The sequence below is a fragment of the Methylotuvimicrobium sp. KM1 genome, from assembly GCF_044788715.1.
In the GTDB taxonomy this organism is placed as follows: domain Bacteria; phylum Pseudomonadota; class Gammaproteobacteria; order Methylococcales; family Methylomonadaceae; genus Methylotuvimicrobium.
In genome coordinates, this window is record NZ_CP173170.1 from 1,010,607 (window position 1) to 1,032,314 (window position 21,708).

17 protein-coding genes are annotated in these 21,708 nt (G+C 47.5%); 9 read left to right on the top strand and 8 right to left on the bottom strand.

What is annotated here, in order from left to right:
- Positions 1–22: 22 nt before the first annotated feature.
- Positions 23–1,363, top strand: coding sequence for a flagellar hook-length control protein FliK (locus tag ACINK7_RS04425; RefSeq protein WP_404360086.1), 1,341 nt, complete (start codon positions 23–25; stop codon positions 1,361–1,363).
- 338 nt (positions 1,364–1,701) lie between these two features.
- On the top strand, positions 1,702–1,902 hold the full coding sequence (locus ACINK7_RS04430) for a hypothetical protein (RefSeq protein WP_404360087.1): 201 nt from the start codon (positions 1,702–1,704) through the stop codon (positions 1,900–1,902).
- Positions 1,903–2,166: 264 nt separating this feature from the next.
- On the opposite strand, the gene ACINK7_RS04435 is transcribed toward ACINK7_RS04430, so the two are convergent.
- Positions 2,167–3,828 carry an ABC1 kinase family protein gene (locus ACINK7_RS04435; protein WP_404360088.1) on the bottom strand — a complete coding sequence of 554 codons (1,662 nt, stop codon included), beginning with the start codon at positions 3,826–3,828 and terminating at the stop codon, positions 2,167–2,169.
- A gap of 395 nt (positions 3,829–4,223) precedes the next feature.
- Entirely contained in the window at positions 4,224–4,577 is a 354-nt protein-coding gene (locus tag ACINK7_RS04440) for a cupin domain-containing protein (RefSeq protein ID WP_404360089.1), read from the bottom strand.
- Between the two features lie 623 nt (positions 4,578–5,200).
- Here ACINK7_RS04440 and ACINK7_RS04445 point away from each other — a divergent pair.
- Both ACINK7_RS04445 and msrP read left to right on the top strand, forming a co-directional pair.
- Positions 5,201–5,839 carry a DoxX family protein gene (locus ACINK7_RS04445; RefSeq protein ID WP_404360090.1) on the top strand — a complete coding sequence of 213 codons (639 nt, stop codon included), beginning with the start codon at positions 5,201–5,203 and terminating at the stop codon, positions 5,837–5,839.
- Positions 5,840–5,843: 4 nt separating this feature from the next.
- The gene (msrP, locus tag ACINK7_RS04450) at positions 5,844–6,788 is read left to right on the top strand and encodes a protein-methionine-sulfoxide reductase catalytic subunit MsrP (protein ID WP_404360091.1); all 945 of its coding nucleotides are present in this window, start codon (positions 5,844–5,846) and stop codon (positions 6,786–6,788) included.
- 115 nt (positions 6,789–6,903) lie between these two features.
- Here msrP and ACINK7_RS04455 read toward each other — a convergent pair whose 3' ends face one another.
- Positions 6,904–7,422 carry a cytochrome P460 family protein gene (locus ACINK7_RS04455; protein WP_404360092.1) on the bottom strand — a complete coding sequence of 173 codons (519 nt, stop codon included), beginning with the start codon at positions 7,420–7,422 and terminating at the stop codon, positions 6,904–6,906.
- Positions 7,423–7,517: 95 nt separating this feature from the next.
- Positions 7,518–9,293, bottom strand: coding sequence for a bacteriohemerythrin (locus ACINK7_RS04460; protein ID WP_404360093.1), 1,776 nt, complete (start codon positions 9,291–9,293; stop codon positions 7,518–7,520).
- A gap of 479 nt (positions 9,294–9,772) precedes the next feature.
- Between ACINK7_RS04460 and ACINK7_RS04465 the strand changes: the two genes are divergently transcribed.
- The 5 genes from ACINK7_RS04465 to ACINK7_RS04485 all read left to right on the top strand — a co-directional run bounded on the left by ACINK7_RS04465 (position 9,773) and on the right by ACINK7_RS04485 (position 17,185).
- Entirely contained in the window at positions 9,773–10,465 is a 693-nt protein-coding gene (locus ACINK7_RS04465; protein ID WP_404360094.1) for a GTP-binding protein, read from the top strand.
- A gap of 4 nt (positions 10,466–10,469) precedes the next feature.
- Positions 10,470–11,711, top strand: a complete 1,242-nt coding sequence (locus ACINK7_RS04470) for a sensor histidine kinase (protein ID WP_404360095.1) — start codon at positions 10,470–10,472, stop codon at positions 11,709–11,711.
- Positions 11,712–11,729: 18 nt separating this feature from the next.
- Positions 11,730–13,976 (top strand): ATPase, T2SS/T4P/T4SS family, encoded by a 2,247-nt coding sequence (locus ACINK7_RS04475; protein WP_404360096.1) that lies wholly within the window; start codon positions 11,730–11,732, stop codon positions 13,974–13,976.
- A gap of 229 nt (positions 13,977–14,205) precedes the next feature.
- A complete protein-coding gene (locus ACINK7_RS04480) occupies positions 14,206–15,048 on the top strand; it encodes a response regulator (RefSeq protein ID WP_404360097.1) in 843 nt (280 codons plus the stop codon).
- Positions 15,049–15,358: 310 nt separating this feature from the next.
- On the top strand, positions 15,359–17,185 hold the full coding sequence (locus ACINK7_RS04485) for an ATP-binding protein (protein ID WP_404360098.1): 1,827 nt from the start codon (positions 15,359–15,361) through the stop codon (positions 17,183–17,185).
- 201 nt (positions 17,186–17,386) lie between these two features.
- Here ACINK7_RS04485 and ACINK7_RS04490 read toward each other — a convergent pair whose 3' ends face one another.
- The 4 genes from ACINK7_RS04490 to ACINK7_RS04505 form a co-directional block, all read right to left on the bottom strand.
- Positions 17,387–18,439 carry a GGDEF domain-containing protein gene (locus ACINK7_RS04490; RefSeq protein WP_404360099.1) on the bottom strand — a complete coding sequence of 351 codons (1,053 nt, stop codon included), beginning with the start codon at positions 18,437–18,439 and terminating at the stop codon, positions 17,387–17,389.
- Positions 18,440–19,035: 596 nt separating this feature from the next.
- On the bottom strand, positions 19,036–20,142 hold the full coding sequence (locus tag ACINK7_RS04495) for a chemotaxis response regulator protein-glutamate methylesterase (RefSeq protein WP_404360100.1): 1,107 nt from the start codon (positions 20,140–20,142) through the stop codon (positions 19,036–19,038).
- 50 nt (positions 20,143–20,192) lie between these two features.
- Entirely contained in the window at positions 20,193–20,789 is a 597-nt protein-coding gene (locus tag ACINK7_RS04500) for a chemotaxis protein CheD (protein WP_404360101.1), read from the bottom strand.
- The gene (locus ACINK7_RS04505) at positions 20,770–21,594 is read right to left on the bottom strand and encodes a CheR family methyltransferase (RefSeq protein WP_404361412.1); all 825 of its coding nucleotides are present in this window, start codon (positions 21,592–21,594) and stop codon (positions 20,770–20,772) included. The genes ACINK7_RS04500 and ACINK7_RS04505 overlap by 20 nt, the downstream gene beginning before the upstream one ends.
- Positions 21,595–21,708: the final 114 nt, after the last annotated feature.

Below are 21,708 nucleotides of genomic sequence, written 5' to 3' on the forward strand. Positions count from 1 at the left end.
TAACAGTTAAGAGGAAGAGTATATGAACGCTTTAAATTTATTGACGATGTTATCCGGTTCGATCGGCAAAGAAAATTTAAGCCGGCTTTTTCAAGGAGAAGATAAGGCATCCGGTGACTTTGCCGAAACCTTGATGACTCAGATCGGTTTGCTTTCGCAACCCGAATCGCAGGAAAATTTAACGTTGCCAATGATTGATTTAGCGGAATTAACCGAAGAATTAGCGCAGTTGACAAGTTTTGATTCCGAACGAATGAGTTCTTCGACCATGCAAGAAATTGCCGGTTTGTTGGGCAATAAATTGCCGTCCTCGGAGCATTTTGATCAAGAAATCGATCTAGAGAAAACGATGCAGAAGTTAAGCGAGGTACTCGCTCATATTGAGGCCGCGACCGAGTCGTTGACTAATTCGACTGGTATGCCCGGCAATGTCGAACGCGCCGTAACGGATGAAGCGAAGTTGCTCGATCATTCTGCTGAGGAAACCCCAGCTGCCATTCCGTTAACGACAATGCCTCTGAATATTATCGAAAACCCGGATAAGACGATACTGGCGGTCGATGCGAATACTAAGCTACCGCTTGAGGATCAGAACGATACCGGGATTACCGATAGTGAAGGAAATATTCCTAAATTAATCAAAAATATATTACAAAACGGAGAGGAGCTGAGCAATGGCAAGTCGCTGATCGAAGAACAGCGTCTTGCTGGGGAAAGCAAAGTATCGACTGACGGAAAGGCTGTTGACCTGCATGCCAAGACCGATTCCAAAACCGCAAGTATTGAAAAAAAATTAGCGCCTTCTACGGCTGTTGAGAAACCGGTTCCGAAAATAGCGTTGGATATGGCTCAATTACACCGGCAAATTGCCGGTCAAACAAAAATCGAAGCACCGGCAATGAGCAAGCCGATGGCGCATCCCGAATGGGGCCAGGAGCTAGGCGAACGGATTGTTTGGATGAATAATCGGGCCATGCCGTTTGCCGAACTTAAACTAAATCCTCAGCATCTCGGGCCTATTTCAATTCGTATCGATATGAATCAAGATCAAACTACAATCGCATTTTCCGCTCAACAAGCTGCGGTAAAAGAAGCCATAGAAGCCGCGATCCCGAAGTTACGTGAAATGATGGGGGTTCAACAGTTGAATGTAGCTGAGATTAGCGTGACTCAAGCTTCGCTTAACGAACAAACTAAGTTACCGGGATTTGGTCAAACCGCTCAACATCAAAACGAAGGTGGACAAAAAAATAGCCGTGGAACCAGGCCTTTTGAAAACTCGGGCAGTGCGGCTAATGCTAGCGAAGATGTTGATAATGCAAATGCGGTAACCAGTTCAGGAATATTGAGTATTTTTGCATGATGGGAGTGTAATTTGTTAATCCTAAAGAGCACGGTTGGCGTGTCTTTTAGTACGCCATGCTTCGACTTGGCTCGGCGCGAACGGTTATCTGTTTTTTCCTAGAAATGATTCTGCCGTATCATGCTCCAGTCTTAATTGTAAAAGCTGTGGGAAATGGTCGTTGTTTTTAATTTATAATTCAACGCCTTATGTCAGTAGGCATTGCATTTGATAAGGCTGGATTAAGGGAATGAATAAATTTTCGATTTTTGCTCTCGATTGCTCGGAAATTATTTAAGAAATCGGGTAATGTTCTTTTCAGAGATAAAAAATTTATTCAATTTCAAGAGGATATTTATATGGATTCTCAGCTTCTAACTCAACAGCGCGCACAATTTATTGACCGAGTGCATCAGGAATTTTTAGTTATGACAGGCTACGGTGCACATGTTCATGTCAATACACATGGCATTTTGATGTTATTCAATCAATTTTTAAACCAACAAAGACCGGAGAGAGAATTTATCAGAGCAGCGATTAGTTCTCTGAAGCGGAAATAATTTTCCAGTCTTATTCTTCGCGCTGTCAGGGCTACTTTTCGATGCTTACAAGGAAACCGTTGGTAGACTAGCACTCAGTCAATCTTGTCTTGACGGGTAAAGGTAAATCCGTTCGTCCTGAGCCTGTTGAAGGATGAATGGATTTACGCTGAGTTAAATAATTTTTATCCGAAATTGTAAAAATGACTGAGTATTAGTCATGAATTGGCAGTCGACGCTTACAGCGTAATCGGCACGGTTTCTGTGATTAGATAGACTCAAGCTTTAACCGCTACGCCAAATAGAAAAGAGTAACCAAATTCCGCCCAATAATGCGCCGACGAAAGCGGTCAAACCGATCAACGATGAGGCACCGCCTTCAACGGTCGAGACAATAGAGCTGCCGATAATCATTGCCGCAGTAACTAAGCTGACGGAAATTCGATTGACCACACGGTCGAGCTCCTTGCCCAGCCATTCCGGTCGCGTGATGTCCAATCGAACGCTCAACGCACCTCGTCGCAAATCCTCCATAATTCGGTGCATATCTTCCGGTAACTCGCTTAGCATTTCAACGAGTCCGGCCGCCGATTTAAAACCGCGACGCGCCATGGCTTCGGGATTGTACCGGAGTAGAAACGCCCTTTTGAGTAGCGGTGTTGCCGTCACGACCAAATTAAATGACGGATCGAGTTGTCGTCCCAAACTTTCCAATGTAATGAATGTTTTGATTAATAATGTCAGATCGGCCGGCAAGTTTAGCTGATGGTCGCGTAGTAAATTCGTTAAATTAAATAGCAACTCTCCTATGTGCAGGTCTTTCAATGGGATATCGTGGTATTGGTCGATAAAATTGTCGATTTCCAGCGTTAATGCGTCTTTATTTGCCATCGACTTATCGGCCCATTTCAAAAGAATTTTGACGACGATATCCGGATCGCGCTCCACTAAACCGTGCAACAGATTGACGACTTGATTCCTCCGTTCGTCGGTGAGTCTGCCGACCATGCCGAAATCGATAAACGCGATGCGATTGCCGGAAAGAAAGAAGCAATTCCCGGGGTGAGGGTCGGCATGAAAAAAACCGTCTTCTAGAATCATTTTAAGCACCGCATCGGCACCGGTTTTAGCCAATTTTTTCCGGTCTAAATTTGAGTAATCGATGCGATCGATATCATGACCCGAAATGCCGTCGATGTATTCCTGAACATTCACGCGCTCAGAAGTCCATTGCCAATATACTTTGGGAATGATGATAGTGCGGTTTTTTTTAAAGTTGGCGCGCATGCGTTCGCTATTGCGCCCTTCGATGGCCAAATCCAGCTCTCGGCGCATCGATAATGTGAATTGACGTACGATTTCCTGTGGATTATAACGACGCAGATCCTTGATTTCCCGAGCTGCAACCTCGGTCATTTGGTTGAGTAGGCGCAAATCCGCTTCGACGGTAGGTCGTATGCCGGGACGGCGGATTTTGACAATAACCTGAGTGCCATCCTCCAGCGAAGCTTTATGAACTTGGCCAATCGAAGCGGCTGCTATCGGCGTTTTGTCGAAAGTTGCAAAGACTTCGTGCGGCGGGGCGCCCAGGTCTTCCTCTAGCTGTGCCAAGATTTTATCGATCGGTGCCGGACGGGCTTGGTCCTGCAGTTTTTCGAACTCGGCAATCCAGGTAGGGCTGAACAAGTCGGGGCGAGTTGCGAAAATCTGGCCCAGTTTCACGAAAGTAGGGCCCATTTCTTCCAGAACTCGACGAATGCGTTCCGGTGGTTCCATACTGGTCAATTCGTCGATTTCATGCCAGTGCAAAACATGGCCGGCGCGCTCAACAAGACCAACAATGCCGAGTCGGCGGACAATATCGCCGAAACCATAGCGGATCAAAATCGAAGTGATTTCATGAACGCGTCCGAAATCTCTAGCGACGGAAAAGGTTTCCAATATCATTATGTTGGTATGCTGACGGTTAGGTGGCGGAAATGAATGTCAATATGGGAGAGGGATATCTCGGTAAGTCAATGGTTCATAATTTATATAGTTAGCAGTTAGCAGTTAGCAGATCGTTAACTTTGGGTTGAAATTCATGTCTGCGTCAAGTTCATATATACCCGTAGTAGATCAAAATTCGGTGCCGGGATGTCCGCCAAAGGACGCCGTGAACCCAGCACCTAAATTCCATAGGTCATTGGCAATAATTTAATATGATGGCTAATTTAGGTGCTGGGTGAATACGTCCATGTAGGCTCTATGCCGACCCCTCCTCCGGCACTGCCGAAATTTGAAGTGCGAAAGGTATACAAAGAACATGAATAATCGGGAGATTCATATTTGTTATAAAAGTTTCATAAGCCATCGGTCGTAACTTTATCGGCCATATGAATAGCCAGCCAAATCGTGTCGCTGTTTCGATCGGTCCATTCTACCCGATGTAAGGTATGCGCCGGGATTAATAAATAATCTCCGGGATTTAAAACAATATCTTCGGGGCGGTTTTTATAACGTAGTTTCGCTTGCCCTTGAAGGAGCAGTACCCACTCGTCCCAGTCTTGATCGTACCAATGGCCGGCTTTTGTCGAGTGATTCCTAGAGACAATCCGCTCAATGCAGACATGATCGGTTTTTAACACGGTTTCGAAGAGTTCTTCGGGTAATCGACTTGGAATGTTTGCGAAAATATTGGAATAGCTTACGGACATCGTTAATATGATTCCAGTCAAAAAGCGATAAATATAGCAAAGGTGAAAGGTGAAAGGTGAAAGGTGAAAGGTTAAAGGTTAAAGGTTAAAGGTTAAAGGTTAAAGGTTGCTGTTTGCTGTTTCCCAAGCTCCTGCTTGGGAAACACTTGCGCGAAGCTCTAGCTTCGCGGTGCAAAAGTTAATGTGGGGGCGGGGTAAGCAACCTCGATTTAAACGGTCAAGTCTATACTTTTTTACCGAATGCCTCGAGGCCTCTCAATACGGTAATGCCAAAATTTGGAGTGCGAAAGGTGTATATTTTAGCCGTCGATAAATTTTAGGTGGAAGACTGAGCGCTAATTATTGTCGCTGATTTGAAGTTATACCTTTCGTACTTCAAATTTCGGCAGCGCCTGAGGAGGCGCCTGGGTGTCCGATAAAGGCTTTGCCAGCATGGAGCTGGCATAGAGCCTACATGGACGTATTCACCCAGCACCTAAATTAGCCATCATATTAAATTATTGCCAATGACCTATGGAATTTAGGTGCTGGGTTCACGGCGTCCTTTAGCGGACATCCAGGCGCCGAATTTTGATCTACGATGGGTATACAACGATCATCAACCAACACAGAGAGGTAGTATCATGAATTTAAAAGATATTGATTGGCAAGCGGGATTTGATAAGGGTGTTGTCGGAATGCGATGGGCTTTAAGGGGCCTGGATAAGCTTAAGTGTCTCGACTTTATCGCGCCTTTGTTGTTACGTCTTTATCTCGTTCCGGTACTCTGGATGGCCGGGTCGAAAAAATTCGCCAATTTTTCCGATACGGCGGCATGGTTTGGTGATGAGCAGTGGGGATTGGGCTTGCCATTACCTTATTTGCTGGTATTCCTAGTAGCATTGATCGAAGTATTGGGATCGGTTTTTTTGTTGATCGGATTCGGAGTCAGATTGATTTCATTACCGTTGATGATCGTAATGGCGGTGGCGGGAGTTCTGGTGCATCTCAAGAACGGCTGGCTCGCGATTGCGACCGGTTCCGGATTATTGGCAACCGACCGTACGATCGGTGCGGTAGAGCGACTGGAACAGGCCAAATCGATCTTACAGCAATACGGCAATTACGACTGGCTGACTGAAAACGGGGCCTTCGTCGTATTGAATAACGGAGTCGAATTTGCCGCAACTTACTTTATTATGTTGTTGGTATTGTTTTTTATCGGCGCCGGACGGTATGTCAGCATCGATTATTGGCTGGCGGCAAAATACTCAGAGGAATAGCTATATGTTGATTAAATCCAAAGCGGTCGTCTCGGAAAACGATGTGACCGACCGGACAGTTTTCGAAGCCCGCAGAAGCATTATTAAAGCCGCACTGACGTTACCTTTGGCGGGAGCGCTACCGAGTATTTCGGAAGCCAAAAACAAAATATATACCGAGGTTCCGGTCGGCCCCTATTCGGCGGATCTTGAGCCGAATAAATTTGAAGATGTCGCCAACTATACTAATTACTATGAATTTTCGACCAATAAGACCGACTCGACAGTCCTGGCGCGGCGCTTGGTAACAAGGCCTTGGTCGGTCGCCGTCGAAGGCGAAGTCGAAGCGCCCGGCGTCTACGACTTGGAGGATATTCTCAAGGCCAATCCCTTGGAACAGCGAATTTACCGATTCAGATGTGTCGAGGCTTGGTCCATGGTTGTGCCGTGGATCGGCTTTCCTTTGGGGAAAATGCTGAAACAGTTCAAACCGACCTCGAAAGCTAAATATGTCGAATTTACGACATTATATAAACCCTCGATCATGGTCGGTCAGAAAAGTAGTGTATTGGAATGGCCTTATGTCGAGGGGTTGCGTATCGACGAAGCAATGCATCCCCTAGCCTTCATCGCAACCGGAATGTACGACGACGTTTTGCCGAATCAAAACGGCGCTCCGTTACGTCTGGTCGTCCCGTGGAAATACGGATTTAAGAGCATCAAGGCAATCGTCAAGATTCGCTTTCAAGAAGACATGCCAAAAACGGCCTGGAATAAAAGCGCACCGCATGAATATGGTTTTTTTGCCAACGTCAATCCAGACGTGTCGCACCCGCGTTGGAGTCAAAGCCGCGAACGCGTTCTCGGCGCAAGTATTTTCACACCAAAACGCAAAACCGAGTTATTCAACGGGTATGGCGAAGCCGTCGCGTCTTTATATGCGGGTATGGATTTGACGAAGAATTTTTAACCCTAAATTCGAGATGAAGGATTGCAAGCGGCATTCCTGCTGCCAGCATCCTCGTTAGGTACTTTTAGTTCCTTGATGTTTTCCGTTAAAAGGGCGGGCGTTGCTCTCAATGGAATCAAGGCATCTCGGCCGGGCGTGTAAACACGTAATCGGTTTTTTCGGCCTTGGCATGACAACCGGCGCATTCCTGCGCGAAATTGGCGTTATCACCGTAAGGTTTCAGTTCCTTGCCGACCCAGCGCGCATAGCCCCAGCCTTGAGTCGATTGGTATTTTTTGCTGTCTTTGATCATGAATTCGAAATGTTGCACATCGCCTGGAACGGTTGCGGCTTCCCACAACGGGTGCTGTCTGTCTTTCCAGACCAGTTTGGCCAGTATCGCGCCTTCCGGCCACGGATTGATATTGCCGCTGCGGGCGGCTTTGACTGCGATGCTATTGCCGAGAATTCCCCGCAGCGAATGGTTATCGGTCCGGTGAGCGACACCGATGAATTGCCAGTTTTGGTAATTTTTCGGCATTTCGATGCCGTTCGGCGTGGTTGCCGGTTGTTTAGTTTCGGCATAAGCGCTGAAAGATATCGACAGGCTGATGGCGATCGTTGAACACAGTCGTAATGGTAATGTGTATTTCATGGATTATTCCTCTTCACGTTGGTTGATATTTGATGATCTTAAAAAGCATTTCACCATGATGATCATGAAGAATAAGAAGCAAGTTCAGTAACTTCTTATTTGTTGGTAGTAAGCGGTAAGCTTATTCTAAATTTGCTGCCTTTGTTTACATGGGATTCTACCTCAATCTTACCGTTGTGGTTTTGGATGATTTTATAGGATAGCGATAAACCCAATCCGGTTCCTTGCCCAACCGGCTTCGTCGTAAAAAACGGGTCGAAAAGTTTAGAGCGGATTTTTTCAGGAATACCTTTGCCGGTGTCTTCGATTTCAATCCAAATGCGGTCTTTTTCGGTCCCGGTTCTTATATAAATAGTACCGAATGTTTCGATGGCGTGAGCCGCGTTGACCAATAAGTTCATGAAGACCTGATTCAACTGTGCGCCAATGCATAGATAAGGTTCTAATCCGGTATATTCCTTGACAATTTTCGCTTTGTATTTGAGTTCGTTTTGAATGATATTCAAAGTCGCGTCGATGCCGGCCTCGATGTCGAATCGTTCCATTTCCTGCTTGTCGATTCGAGAGAAATCTCTAAGATCTTGAACGATCTTACGCGCGCGCGTCGCCCCTTCGATCGATTCGTCGACCAGATCCGGCAAGTCGGTTTTTAGATAATCGATATCGATTTTTTTCTTGAGCCGATGATAAGCAAGAACTTCGCTGTTATCGGCGGGCAGTTCTCGAGCAAGATTTTCGGCGGTCTCCGAAAACTGCAGGATATCGTTCAGGTATTGTTTCAGGCTATTGAGGTTGGAAAAAATATAACCTAACGGATTGTTGATTTCATGAGCGACACCGGCAGCTAGTTGCCCGATCGAGGCCATTTTTTCGGATTGAATCAGATGGGCTTGGGTTTCTTTTAGGCGAGCATTCAGCCGGACTTGTTCGTCTTTTTCCGCTTCCAAGGTTTTGTTGGTATTGAGCAACTGCTGCGTTCGTTCCTCGACTTGTTCCATCAATAGCTGATTGATACGGGCGATTGTGATTTCGGCATTTTTTTGATTGGTAATATCCATGCCGCAGCCCATGAGTCCTGCAAAACTGCCGTTTCTTCTGATTCGCGGGACGCCGGTTTCCAGGATCCAGACAATACTTTCATCTTCTCGACGCAAGCGGTACTGAATTTTGAATTTTTTTAAGTCGGACGCGGCATGGGCATAGGTGTCCGCAACTTTATCACGATCGTCGGGATGAATCCTATCCAACCATTGCGAATGGTTGCCGGAGCCAAAGGGGATATTGAATTTTTTATGCCGGTAACGATTGCAGAAGACCGGAATGTTTTTGGCATTGGAAATCCATATCAATGCCGGTAAATTATCGGCCATTTCCTTGAAGCGGTCTTCGCTTTCCCGTAAGGCCGAATAGAGATTGCTTTGCATGATAATGCCGGCTTGGTCGATCTTGGCCGCATCTGAAATCGGCTTGCCGAGAATGCAATCGGCCATTTTTTTATCGGTGCCGAGTATGTGCCGGTATAGCCAGTCGAAAAGAAAATCGAGTAAGTGATGCAGTAAAAAAGATGCGTTGTCCGGTTTCTGGTTGCGCGCTTCGACGATTGTTTCGACAAATTGTCGATGTTCGTTTTTGTGCGATGTGAACAATGCTTGCTCGAAGTCCGATTGTTGCATCAATTTCTCTTCTTCGTCGAAATGATAGCGTGTGTAATCGATCAAGTCGTCGAGAAGTTCGGTGATTGTATCGGGGGCATGGCCTAAGGCTACGGCTTCGTCGAGGCGGTTGATCAGCTCTAAGAGTCGGCGGTGCTGATTGTCGACGCTGGCTATGCCTAATTTAAGACTATCGTTCCAAGTTAAAATGTTGTCCATATTAGTTGAATCGGTTGACTAGGTGAGATGATGAATCGGGAACGATATTGAGAAAGTGTCCAATTATACCTTTCGCACTTCAAATTTCGGCAGTGTCTTAGGAGGCGCCGGGGTGCTCGGCAAAGGCTTTGCCAGCATGGAGCTGGCATAGAGCCTACATGGACGTATTCACGGCGTCCTTTGACGGGCACCCCGGTGCCGAATTTTGATCTCCGATAGGTATAATATTCTCTCATTAGCGGTATAGCCTAAATTTTCCGGTTCCCACGGTCCTCCGTGGAAACCCATTCCTTGGCTGCCGAGGTAAGGTCGGTATGCATCCCCACTCTAGGATTGTTGCAAAATATGCCGTGCGAGCTATATGTCGCTTTGGCTTTTTTGAAGTATAACCTAAAGTTGAATTATTTCGTTCGTTTGGCGTAGACTGGCGAAAGCGTATCGGAGCCAGCGACTCATTTCATGGGCGGTGGCTATACTGAATGTTTGAATCACTTTCTAAGGCCATGGCTCAATACGACGAAAGCAGTCAAAAACTGACGATCAAGCTGGTTTATTACGGCCCGGCCCTCAGCGGCAAGACGACTAATTTAATGCGTCTGCACGATATTTTAACGCCCGATATGAAAGGCGAGTTGATGATCATGGAAACCGCCGACGACCGAACCTTGTTTTTTGATTTATTGCCGTTGGGTTTTCGCGCGCCGTCCGGTTTATTGATCAAATTCAAGGTTTACACGGTGCCGGGACAGGTGATACACGACAGTACGCGCAAGGCCGTGTTGTCCCGGGCCGACGGCGTCGTGTTCGTTGCCGATTCGCAGCGGACGCAAAGCGTCAATAACGGCGAGTCGTTTGAAAATTTAGCCGCGAATGCCGCGCGCGTCGGGCTCGATTTTCAGCAATTGCCGTTGGTCGTGCAGTTCAACAAGCGCGACTTGCCGGCAATTCTAAGCGAACAGGAAATACTGGAACGTTGGGAAAAAGCCCCTTGGCCGGTCTTGTTTAGTTCTGCATTGACCGGAGAAGGCATCATCGAGACCTTCAAGGCTTTGTTGACAGTCGTATATCTAACCTGCGATCGGCTGTACCGCTTGCAATCGGATCATGGTCTCGATTGCGATAGCTTTATCGCGCAAACGTTGGGCGGTTCATTATCATCGGCAAAAGGTTGAGACGATGTACGACTTTCAATCGGGGGGCGATTTCGAACGCGATTTGAATCTTGATGAGCTCTTAAAAGGTATAGACAAGAGCCGCTTGATTTCGGCATTGAATGTCTTATTGGACACGACGGTCGGCGTCGTGGACGATACAGGCGCAAGCGTAATCGGCGACAACAGCTCGAAGACGGTTGACAAAGTGCCGTTGCATGGCGAGTTGGAACCTGTCGGTTTTTTGCAGACACGAACCGCCGTCCCGCCCGAGCGTTTGCGTGCCGCGGCCGATTTGATGCAGCTGATATTGCGCTGCAATGCGCGCTATTTGTTGGCATCCGATATTCATCTACAAACTCAGCGCGACGATTTTGAGGAGTTACAGCGCAGAAATGTGGCCTTACAAGCGTCTGAAGCGCGCTACAAAAAACTGTCCGAAAGTTTGGAAATCCGCGTCAAAGAGCAGGTTCAAACGATCGAAAAGGCGCATTTGAAGCTTTACCGGAATGAAAAGCAGGCTTCGGTGGGCCGTTTGGCGGCCGGTGTCGCTCATGAAGTCAATAATCCTCTCGGCTTTATTCGCAGCAATGTGGCTACCGCCGAATCCTATCTGGAATCGTTTTACGAGTTCAATACCATGATCGATAACGGAGTACCGCCGGAGGCCTTACGAAAAGCTTGGAGTGATCGAGAATTGCCGTTATTGCTCGACGATTTCAAGGATTTGATGAATGAAAGTCTCGAAGGTCTCGATCGTATCGCTAAGATCGTTATTGCATTAAAGGGTTTTTCGCGTATCGATCAGACCGAAACCGAACGAGCCGATATCGATACGATCGTTCGGCAAATCTGCCAGGTTGCCGAATCGCAATGGCGACAAAAAGCGAAACTCGTTTTGGAGCTGTCTTCGGAAACGCCGATTCAATGTCAAACCGCGCAATTAGGCCAAGTCGTATACGGGCTGCTGGGTAATGCGGTAGATGCGATCGAAAAAAACGGCATTATTCGTATCCGCACCGCTGTTCGAAACGGGGTTGTCGTGCTCGAAGTTCAAGATAACGGACGTGGCATTCCAGAGACGGTTTTGGCGCATGTATTCGAACCGTTTTTCACGACCAAAGAGGTAGGGCAAGGGACTGGGCTAGGCTTGACCGTTTGTCATGATATAGTCAAGGAGCACGGCGGCACGATCGATATCGTGAGCCAGGTAGGTAAGGGGACTCGGGTAACGGTTAACTTACCTGTGCAGAATGCTATTCAGTAATCTAATTGAGTCTTAATAATGTCGTTTTATGCCTCATTGTTTACCGGTGGCCAAAATACCGACGCCACGGACGAGCAAAACGATACGCAGCAAGCATCCAAGTCGTACGGTATCTTACTGGTCGACGACGAACCCAACGTACTTAGTGCGTTACGGCGCGTGTTCCGTCAGGAGAACTACCGCGTCGAAGTCGCCATGTCCGGCGACGAAGCTTTACATACGCTCGCGAACGGTCAATTTCAACTCGTTATTTCCGACTATAAAATGCCGGGGATGAATGGCGCCGAATTGCTACGGCGCGTCAAAATGCTTCATCCCGACATTATTCGGATCATGTTGACCGGCGAGGCCGATACAGGCGCGGTGCTCGGCGCGATCAACGAAGGCGCTGTCTATAAATTCATTCTCAAACCCTGGAATAACGACGATTTGCGTATCACGGTCGGCTTGGCGTTGGAACAGTACGACCTGATCGAAAAAAATAAAAAGCTCCAGCACGACAATGTTAATCAAACCAAGGAGATTAAGCGGCTCAGCAAGCTGGCAGTGTCCGATAGCGCCCAAATTGCGATCATGCTGCATAAAAAACAGTTGCTCAGCGACCGGCAACTTCAAGAGTTATATAAAATCAAGCAAACTCGCAAAGATCCGATGCTCAAATTAATATTGGAGCGCGACTGGGTGGCCGAGAAAACGATTCGCAGCATTTTACGTAAGGAACTGCTCATCGAAGAAGTCTCGCTGCCGGAATTTCAGGTCAATCCCAGCGCGGTCGAGCTGCTGCCGCGTTCGGTGTGCGAACAGCATTGCGTATTGCCGTTGAAAGTCGATCAACGCCAATTGTTACTGGTCATGGCCGACCCGCTCGATATGGGTTTACAGGCGGAATTACGCTTCATGACCGGCTTGACGATTGAAACCGTGATGGCCGATATTGCCGCGATCAAGAAAAAAATCAATGCCGTTTATGGCGACGAACCGAGCTTTGGCGATATCGAAACCATTGTTTCGGCCCTCGATCCGTTCGAAACGATCGAAGTCGTCATCGATCATGAAGACGATATTTCGCTCGAACAATTGCTGCAGGAAACGGCCGAACCGCCGGCAATACGCTTGGTCAATTCGATCATCATCGAAGCGATACGTCTAAAAGCCAGCGATATCCATATTCAACCGCGAACAAAAAGCATCGTCGTTCGTTACCGAATCGACGGTATATTGTTCGATAAGATATATATTCCGAACCAATTGCACAATCAACTCGTTTCGCGCATCAAGGTCATGGCGGAGATGGACATCACCGAGCGGCGTAGGCCTCAGGACGGACGGATTACCGTCAAAACGCCGATGCGTATCGTCGATCTTAGAATTTCGACCCTGCCGGTCATTAACGGTGAAAAGGTCGTGATGCGAATTCTGGACAGAAACGCGCAGATTCAAAGTATCGATAATCTTGACGTTGAGGAATCAGAACGGGAGAAGTTGCTGCATCTGATCAACAAACCGCAAGGTATCGTACTCGCGACCGGGCCGACCGGCAGCGGCAAGACGACTACGCTTTATGCCTTACTGCAGCACGGCGTGACACCGACAAAAAACTATATAACGATCGAAGAGCCGGTCGAATATTTTCTCGATTCGGCCGGTCAAGTCAATGTGCGAGAAAAGATCGGATTGACTTTTCCGATGATATTGCGGGCCATTTTACGGCAAGATCCCGATGTGATTTTGTTAGGAGAAATCCGCGATCTCGAAACCGCCGAAGTGGCGTTTCAGGCAGCTTTAACCGGTCATTTGGTGTTTTCGACACTACATACTAATTCCGCACTGGCGACGGTGGCAAGGTTGATCGATATAGGCTTGAAACCGTTCATCGTCGCCAGCGGGCTGGAAGGCGTGATCTCTCAGCGGTTGGTGCGCAAGCTTTGTACACAGTGTCGGGAAGCCTGCTCGCCCGACCCTGAAGCCATGCGCATGCTCGGTCCATTATTCAATACGAACGCTATCGATGTATACCGAGGCAAAGGGTGCGAACACTGCAGCAATACCGGCTATAAGGGCCGGGTTTGCTTGATGGAGATTTTGGCACTCAACGAAGCCATGCGCGATTTGATAACTGCACAGGCTAGTTTCAGCGATTTGAGAACCTTGGCGGTTGAAAACGGCTATCGAACGTTGATTGAAGATGCGTTCGATAAGGTTGTTGCGGGTACGACGACCTGTGAGGAAATATTGCGCGTTCTCGGGCCGCAGAGTTTATCCTGAGTCGTACGTTGAAATAAAGGACTACGATAATCATCAACCTAGAAAAAACATTTCACTTTGAAGATCATGAAGAATAACCAGTCAATTCAATAGCCCGCCATGCTTTTGCAAAATAATTTCGCTCTCCTGAAAGGCTGCGAAAAGTTAATGAATATCTTATTGTAATACTCTAATAACTTCATGTACCTCAAGGTTAAATTGCCGAATTTAGGCTTATAGGAATTTATTTATGACTGACCTCGAATCGCCATCGGAGCGAGTGCTCTTACTCGTCGACGACGAAATCAATATCCTCAAAGCTTTGAAACGGTCCTTACGTAGAGATGGCTATCAAATTTTGACAGCCAATAGCGGTGCCGAAGGATTGGAATTATTGGGTCGACAACGTGTAGGCGTTATCCTTTCCGACCAGCGCATGCCGCACATGACCGGCGCCGAGTTTTTAAGCGAAGTCAAAGTTCTGTACCCCGACACGATGCGCATCATGTTGTCCGGTTATACCGATTTGGAGTCGGTTACCAATGCGATCAATGAAGGGGCGATTTATAAATTTTTAACCAAGCCGTGGGAAGACGATTTGTTGCGGGACAATATCCGTATTGCGTTCGAACATTATGAAATGGCTTTAGACAATCGGCGTCTGACCGCCGAGTTGCAACATGCCAACGAGGAACTCCAGCAATTCAACCGGGAATTGGAGCGCCAGGTCAAAGAAAAGACACGAGAAATTATACGCAATGTCAATCTGCTGCCGGTCTCGCAAGAGATCCTCGAGCATTTGCCGGTAGCTGTGGTCGGTATCGATGAACAAGGCATGATCGCCGTCGCGAACCGCGAGTCGAACAGATTGCTTCGTGGTTCGTCCCTAGGCGGACTTGTCGGTTTGCAAGCAAGCGAGGTAATGCCGTCGGAAGTCATGGGCTGGGTAGGTCAATGTTTCGGCGGTGCTTTACCGGATAATAATGCCGCACGGATCTTAACTCTAGGAGGCGTCGAGATGACGGTCTCGGTGCGGCCGATGGTTTTTTCCAGCGGCGCCGGAGGGTCCATTGTTGTGTTAACCCAGGTTTAAGTTATGATCTCCAATGATTTCGGTTACCGGTTCAAAGATTAAGCCGATCTCACCGGAAGAGCATTGTTACAAACCACGCTTGGTATGGGAACGCCGGCAAATTAAAAAACCGTAGGGTACGCTACGCGTACCAAAGCCGTGCCCGGGCGGTTCGAATAGACAGCGAAGTTTGTACGTGATAAAGAATGCTTATCGGTTAAATAGCCTACCCCTCACCGGGATGTTTGTTAAACCATTAAAATCAATAAATTCTTGTCAAAAGATGTAAAGAATTGAGGTATAAGAGGCTAAAGCAAGTTTTGGAGACGCTATGCTGTTCAATGAAAATAAGCAATTGCAATGGATTAACGAATTGTATCAATTGGGTCAATCCGATTCATTACAAGAAAATCCCGGTCAATTTTACCGAGATATCCTTCGCTTTATTTTGGAAGGGCTCGATGCCGATACCGGTTCGTTAATCATGCTTGACAATGAACGCTATGTCATCAAATCCGGAGTCGGATTGCCCGAAGCGTGTATCGGACGGCCGATATCGGATCAAAGTGCCGTCATTCGTTGGGTGTTGGATAACCGGCGCGCATTATTGCTCAAAGGTAAAATCGATCAAGATCCCCGCTTTAAGAATCATGGTCCGAGATCAGATTCGCGTATTCCGGCGGCGGCCCTCTGTTGGCCTCTGATTTTGGGACAACGCTCGATCGGTACGATTTGCGTAAATAAATTAAATGAACCTTCGGCATATACCGAAGCAGATCTGGAAAGTGGCCAATTAATGGCCAATGCGATCGCGCTGGCGATCGACAATATGCTGCTGAACATCGACCGACGCAAGCACATTCAAGAACTGGCCGGTGCTAACCGCCAGTTGCAGATTATCCGGCGACGCTATGAAGAGTCGGAAAAACGTTTGCATGACATCCTAAATTCATTGGACAGTGTGGTTTGGTCGATGGAGCCCGGAACATTGAAACTCCTCTATTTGAACGATGCGGCCGAGGACATTTCCGGCAGACCGGTCCGGGATTTTTTCGAAAGTCCGGATTTATGGTTGTCCATCGTTGATCCTAAGGACAGACAAAACGTCGAAAACCGGTTAGCCGATTTACCCGCGACCGGTTCCCATAAGCTCGCCTACCGTATCATACGTCCCGACGGCGAACAGCGCTGGCTGTATCAATCGATGCGTTATGTTCGCGATGAAAACGGAGAGCCGCTACGTATCGACGGTATCACGGCCGATATTACCGAGCATAAAAAGGCCGAAAACTTGCTAAAACAGCGTAATACGGAATTACAGCAAGCATTGACACAACTTCAAGAGCTGCAGCAGCAATTGATGCAATCGGAAAAAATGTCGTCAATCGGTCAGTTGGCGGCCGGTGTCGCTCATGAAATCAACAACCCGATCGGCTACATCAATTCCAATCTGACAGCTTTGAAAAACTATATAGAGGATTTACTCGAGCTGGTGGAAATGTATGAAAATCTCGATTCGGTTTGCAGCGATGCGGAACGGGTCGGTCCGTTACAGGCATTTAAACGGCAGATCGACTTGCCTTTCTTGAAAGAAGACGTGCTCGACTTGTTGAACGAATCGCGGGAAGGTGCGGATCGGGTCAAAAAAATCGTGCAGGATCTCAAGGATTTTTCTCATGCCGGCGGAGACGACGACTGGCAATGGGCGGATTTACAGGCTTGTTTGGATAGTACGTTGAATATCGTGCATAACGAGACCAAATACAAAGCGGACATTACAAAGGAATACGGCAATCTTCCTCGGGTCTGGTGTTTGCCGCATCAACTTAATCAGGTGTTCATGAATTTATTGGTTAACGCCGCGCATGCCATTGAAGACAAAGGCACCATCACGATTCGTAGCGGGACCGAAGACGGCGGACGGGTATGGATCGAGATTACGGATACCGGCAAAGGCATTGCGCAGGAGCACATTACTAAAATTTTCGACCCGTTTTTTACGACCAAACCGGTCGGTAAAGGAACCGGCTTAGGGCTTTCGGTTTCGTACAGCATCATTAAAAAACATGACGGCGAAATTCGATTGGACAGCCGAGTCGGCGGAGGCACCACGTTTCGGATTGTGTTACCGGTAGAACGTAACACGCCGGGCAAATGAATGCCGAGTCCATTTCTTGACGCTAACGTATTTCGATAGATCCTATCATCCTAAATCGGCAATTTAACCATGAAGTCCATGCAGTCTTTCAATGGCTTGTCCTAAAGCTTTGAATGACCTTTCAGGAGAGCGAAACTGTATTGTAAAAGCATAGCAAGCCAGCTTTAACATTTTCCAATCCTTAAGGTCATGGGCGCTGCATTAAAAAAATTCCACATCGCCCGACTCAGGGCTTTGCGGTGCTTTTTCAATTAATCCTTGCTCAAGTAGTTCTTCATAGACGCGGATTTGGTTTCTGCCGTGCTCCTTAGCATAGTACAAGGCCTGGTCGGCGCAGGCGATCGCTTCGGACGGGCTGTCTTGATTCGTGACTTGCATGATGCCGATGCTTACCGTCACATGCCCGAGTTGCGGAAACTCTTGGTTCTCGATGTTTTTTCGCAAACGTTCGAATACAGATTTGGCCTCTTTCATTTCATAAGCTTGTAGCAAAATCACGAATTCTTCACCGCCAAAGCGGTATATCAGATCTTCGTCGCCGCGAATGTCGCTTTTCATTTGCCTGGCCACTAAGATCAACACTTCATCGCCGAATAAATGCCCGAACCGGTCGTTTACGGCTTTAAAATGATCGATGTCGACAACGCCTAGCCAAAAGCCAAGCGGGTTTTTTTCGCGTTTGATCCGGCGCCGGCAGTTTTTTTCATTGTTTCGGATCAGGATACTGATGAGCTCTTTGTCGAGGGTTTCCCGGTTGAGTAACTGAGTCAATTTGTCCCGTTCATTGTTGTCGATCAATTCCAGATAATTGGCATAGACCTTGAGCAGGCCGTGAGCATAACGAAGAATATCCAAATCGGGCGTTTTCTTGCATTCTTGGATCAAGACGGCAAAGACATCGTTGTTATGATCGATTGCCGGGTAGATGTAGTGCGTGACTCTTCCGTCTTTGTCTAAAACTTGCTCTAAACTACTGAGTGAAACGGTGGCTTCAATGCCCGCGTTCAAGTGCTCGGGAATACAATGTGTTTTAGCATATTTTCCTGCGGTATCGATTACGCTATTGACCGAATAGGCGAGCATGCCAAGCACGATTTTGGGTTTTGCTTCGATGACTCTATACAACCGAAATTCTTGTCCTGTCGTCAGTTCATCCAATGTTTTTAATAAGCTTTTTTCGATGATTTCACGGTCGTGATGCCGGGTCATTTCGGCCAAGCTATCGATGATCTGAATGGTGCTGATTTTATTCATCACTGGGCTCGTCGGTTAATTTCGGGGCATTTGATGCTCTTTCATGTCGTACTGTGGCATCTATGACTAAAGAGCTCAATATTTTTACTTGGCAGGATGAGGTTTGTAACCCCGTTCCGCACGAAGTATCCATGCTCTAGCAGCGTAGCCCGGATGGAGCGTAGCGCAATCCGGGGCGTTCGAAGCCACGCCATTCCCGTATTCCGCTTCGCTGCATACGGGCTACGTGCTTTAATAGCGTACCCTACAATTTATGTATAAAAAACGAGCTTAGAGCATGCGGAGTATTTGGGGTAAGTTGTTTATTACCATATCCTTAGCGCTGTTCATCACAAAAAATATAGCGAAAAACACTTCTGCGGGACGGGTTATTTAACCCGTCCCCAACGTTTCGGTTTGCCCTAAACATTTCGGCTGACTTCGGCCAAAGTCAAAACGTTTAGGACGGGGTTGCAAACCCCGTCCTACTAGGGCACATATGTAATCTATGGACGAGCCTCTTGCATTGCGCACAGCGTACCTACATCGACTTGGCGTAGTATTAATTGCAACTATTAACGCGAACATAGCCTAAATTAAGGCTTATTTGCCGATATTCATTCGGTCGTATTCGACGCGATGCCTAAACGTGTTCCGGTTGAAGAATTAACGATGAGTTCAGGTATCGAATGTAAAGGCAGAGTTTTGGAGACGCCGCCGAGTTTCACCGCTTCCTTGGGCATGCCGTATACGATGCAGGAGGCTTCGTCTTGCGCGACGGTGAACGCGCCGGCATCGAACATTTCTTTCATACCCTTCGCGCCGTCGTCTCCCATGCCGGTCATGATGATACCGACGGCGTTCGGGCCGGCTGATTGGGCGCAGGAGCGGAATAAAACGTCCACGGACGGCCGGTGCCTGCTGACCAACGGCCCGTCCTTGACTTCGACGCGATATTGCGCGCCGCTACGGCGCATTAGCATGTGTTTGCCCCCGGGGGCGATCAGAACTTGTCCGGGAATGACCCGGTCGTTGGTTTCGGCTTCCTTGACGGAGACTTGGCAAAGGCCGTCAAGTCGCTTTGCGAAGGCAGCGGTAAATGCCTCGGGCATGTGCTGTACAACTACCAGTCCCGGCGAGGTTCGAGGGAGCTTGGTTAGTACAAACTCCAAGGCCTGAGTTCCGCCCGTCGAAGTACCAATGGCAATCACCCTATCGGTCGTTTCCGATAGGGGCTTTAAATGCGAAGGGGCGATGACTGCATCGGCATTTTGTTTCGGTTTGGGCTCGGTACTTGACGGCATGCTTTTTATTTTACCAACCCGGGCATGGGCCGCGGCTTTCACTGCATCGATAATCAGCGTGTTGGATTCTTCAAGGAAGTGGCGTAGGTTGACCTTGGGCTTAGTGATGATGTCGACCGCTCCGGCACTCATCGCCTGCATGGTCACTTCGGCGCCTTTTTCGGTTAAGGTCGAGCAAATAACGACCGGAGTTGGGTGTTCGTGCATGATTTTCTTGAGAAAGGTTACGCCGTCCATACGCGGCATTTCGATATCCAACACGATCACGTCCGGCCATTCCTTTTCCATTTTTTGCAGGGCAAAAATCGGGTCAGGCGCCGATCCGATAACTCTGATGCCGGCAGTGCCTTCGAACAATTGTGTAAGGACCTGTCTAACAACCGCCGAGTCGTCTACGATGAAAACTTTGATGATATTCATGCTTTGTATTTTATATTTATAAGTGGTTAGGCAAAAACCAGTTGGTTGCCTTACCAAAATTCCACGTCCGATTTGATTTTTTCTTGTGCATCGATGCGTTTTTTCCAAAAAGAGCGCTCTTGTTTTTCCAGTTGTTGTGTGAGCGCGGTTTCGATGGTTTTGACGTATACCGAAAAATCGCTACTGACGAAATGAATGCTACGGCCTACTGTGCCTCCGAAGCTCGCCGCCAGTATCGGTATTTTTTCTTGTGCCAAGAATGTTTTGATAAACTCGATGTTGACTTCTCCGACGGATAGTTTATCGGTTTTGTCGCTACGTAAGTGTAGTACATTGCCGCCACCGAAACATTTGGCTTTAATTCGCGATTTTTTTGCCCCCTTTTTCATCATATCGTTGATCAAAAGCTCCATGGCATAAAGTCCGTAACGGCCTTCCTCGGTTTCGATAATCGGACGGCTTCGGGAATGATGCTGATAGGCGAGTAAAAAGTGATTCATCCCCGCTATTTTGTTGACCGGATCGAAGAGGCATGCAGCGACGCAAGAACCCAGCAGGGTCGATATTAACTCGCCGTTGGTGCTGACATAGTATTCGCCGGGTTCGATAATCACGCGGCGAGTTTCCTTATAAGGTTGAACGATCATTTTTTCTGAAAATCGACGGTTTGATCATTTCCAGATCGCAGGTTACTCGATGCAGGCTTTCGGAGTGGCTGATGAAAAAATAGCCGCCCGGTTTCAGCGCTTTGATTATGCGCTCGACAACCGCTTTTTTGGTATTTTGATCGAAATAAATCAAAACATTGCGTAAAAAAATCACGTCGAAGTGTTTGGTAAGCTGGTTAGGTAGCGATTGCATCAGGTTGATTTGCTCGAAGTGCGTTCGGTCGATCAACGACTCGTCGACCCGAAAAAAGCCTTCTTGCGAGCGCACGCCCCGCAAACAGTATTTTTTTAGTAAGGCGGGGTCCATTTGTTCCAAGCGGGCCATCGGGTAGATGCCGTTTCGAGCGATGTCGAGTACGCGCGTGCTCAAATCGGAACCTAGTATAGTCCATCTCTTTCGACCCAATGTCTCCGCCAGAATCATAGCCAACGAGTAAGCCTCTTCCCCTGATGAACAAGCCGCGCTCCAGGCGTTAAAGTTTTCTCCTTGCCAAGATTTTAAAAGAGTTGTTCGCAAAAATTCGAAGTGTTTGGGTTCGCGAAAAAAATAAGTTTCATTAGTGGTTAAAAAATTAACCATGATTTGAAATTCATCGGCAAATTCGGGTTTGCTCAGTAATCGAAAATATTCCCCGTAGCTAGTCAGTCCATGAAAATGCAGGCGTTTGGCGAGCCTTCCGGCAACCATGACTTTTTTTTCGGGGGCTAAATAGATGCCTGCGTGCTCGTAAATTAAGCGCTGGAAGCAATCGAATTCTTTTTTAGTAATAGGTGAAATGCTAATCTTTGTATCCTTGAGTCATGCGCTAATCGGTCATATCTCGTCATGAAAGAACGTTGATTGTATTGTGTGCCGTAAAACCATACTATAATTGATAACTTAACAGTGCCAAAAAAG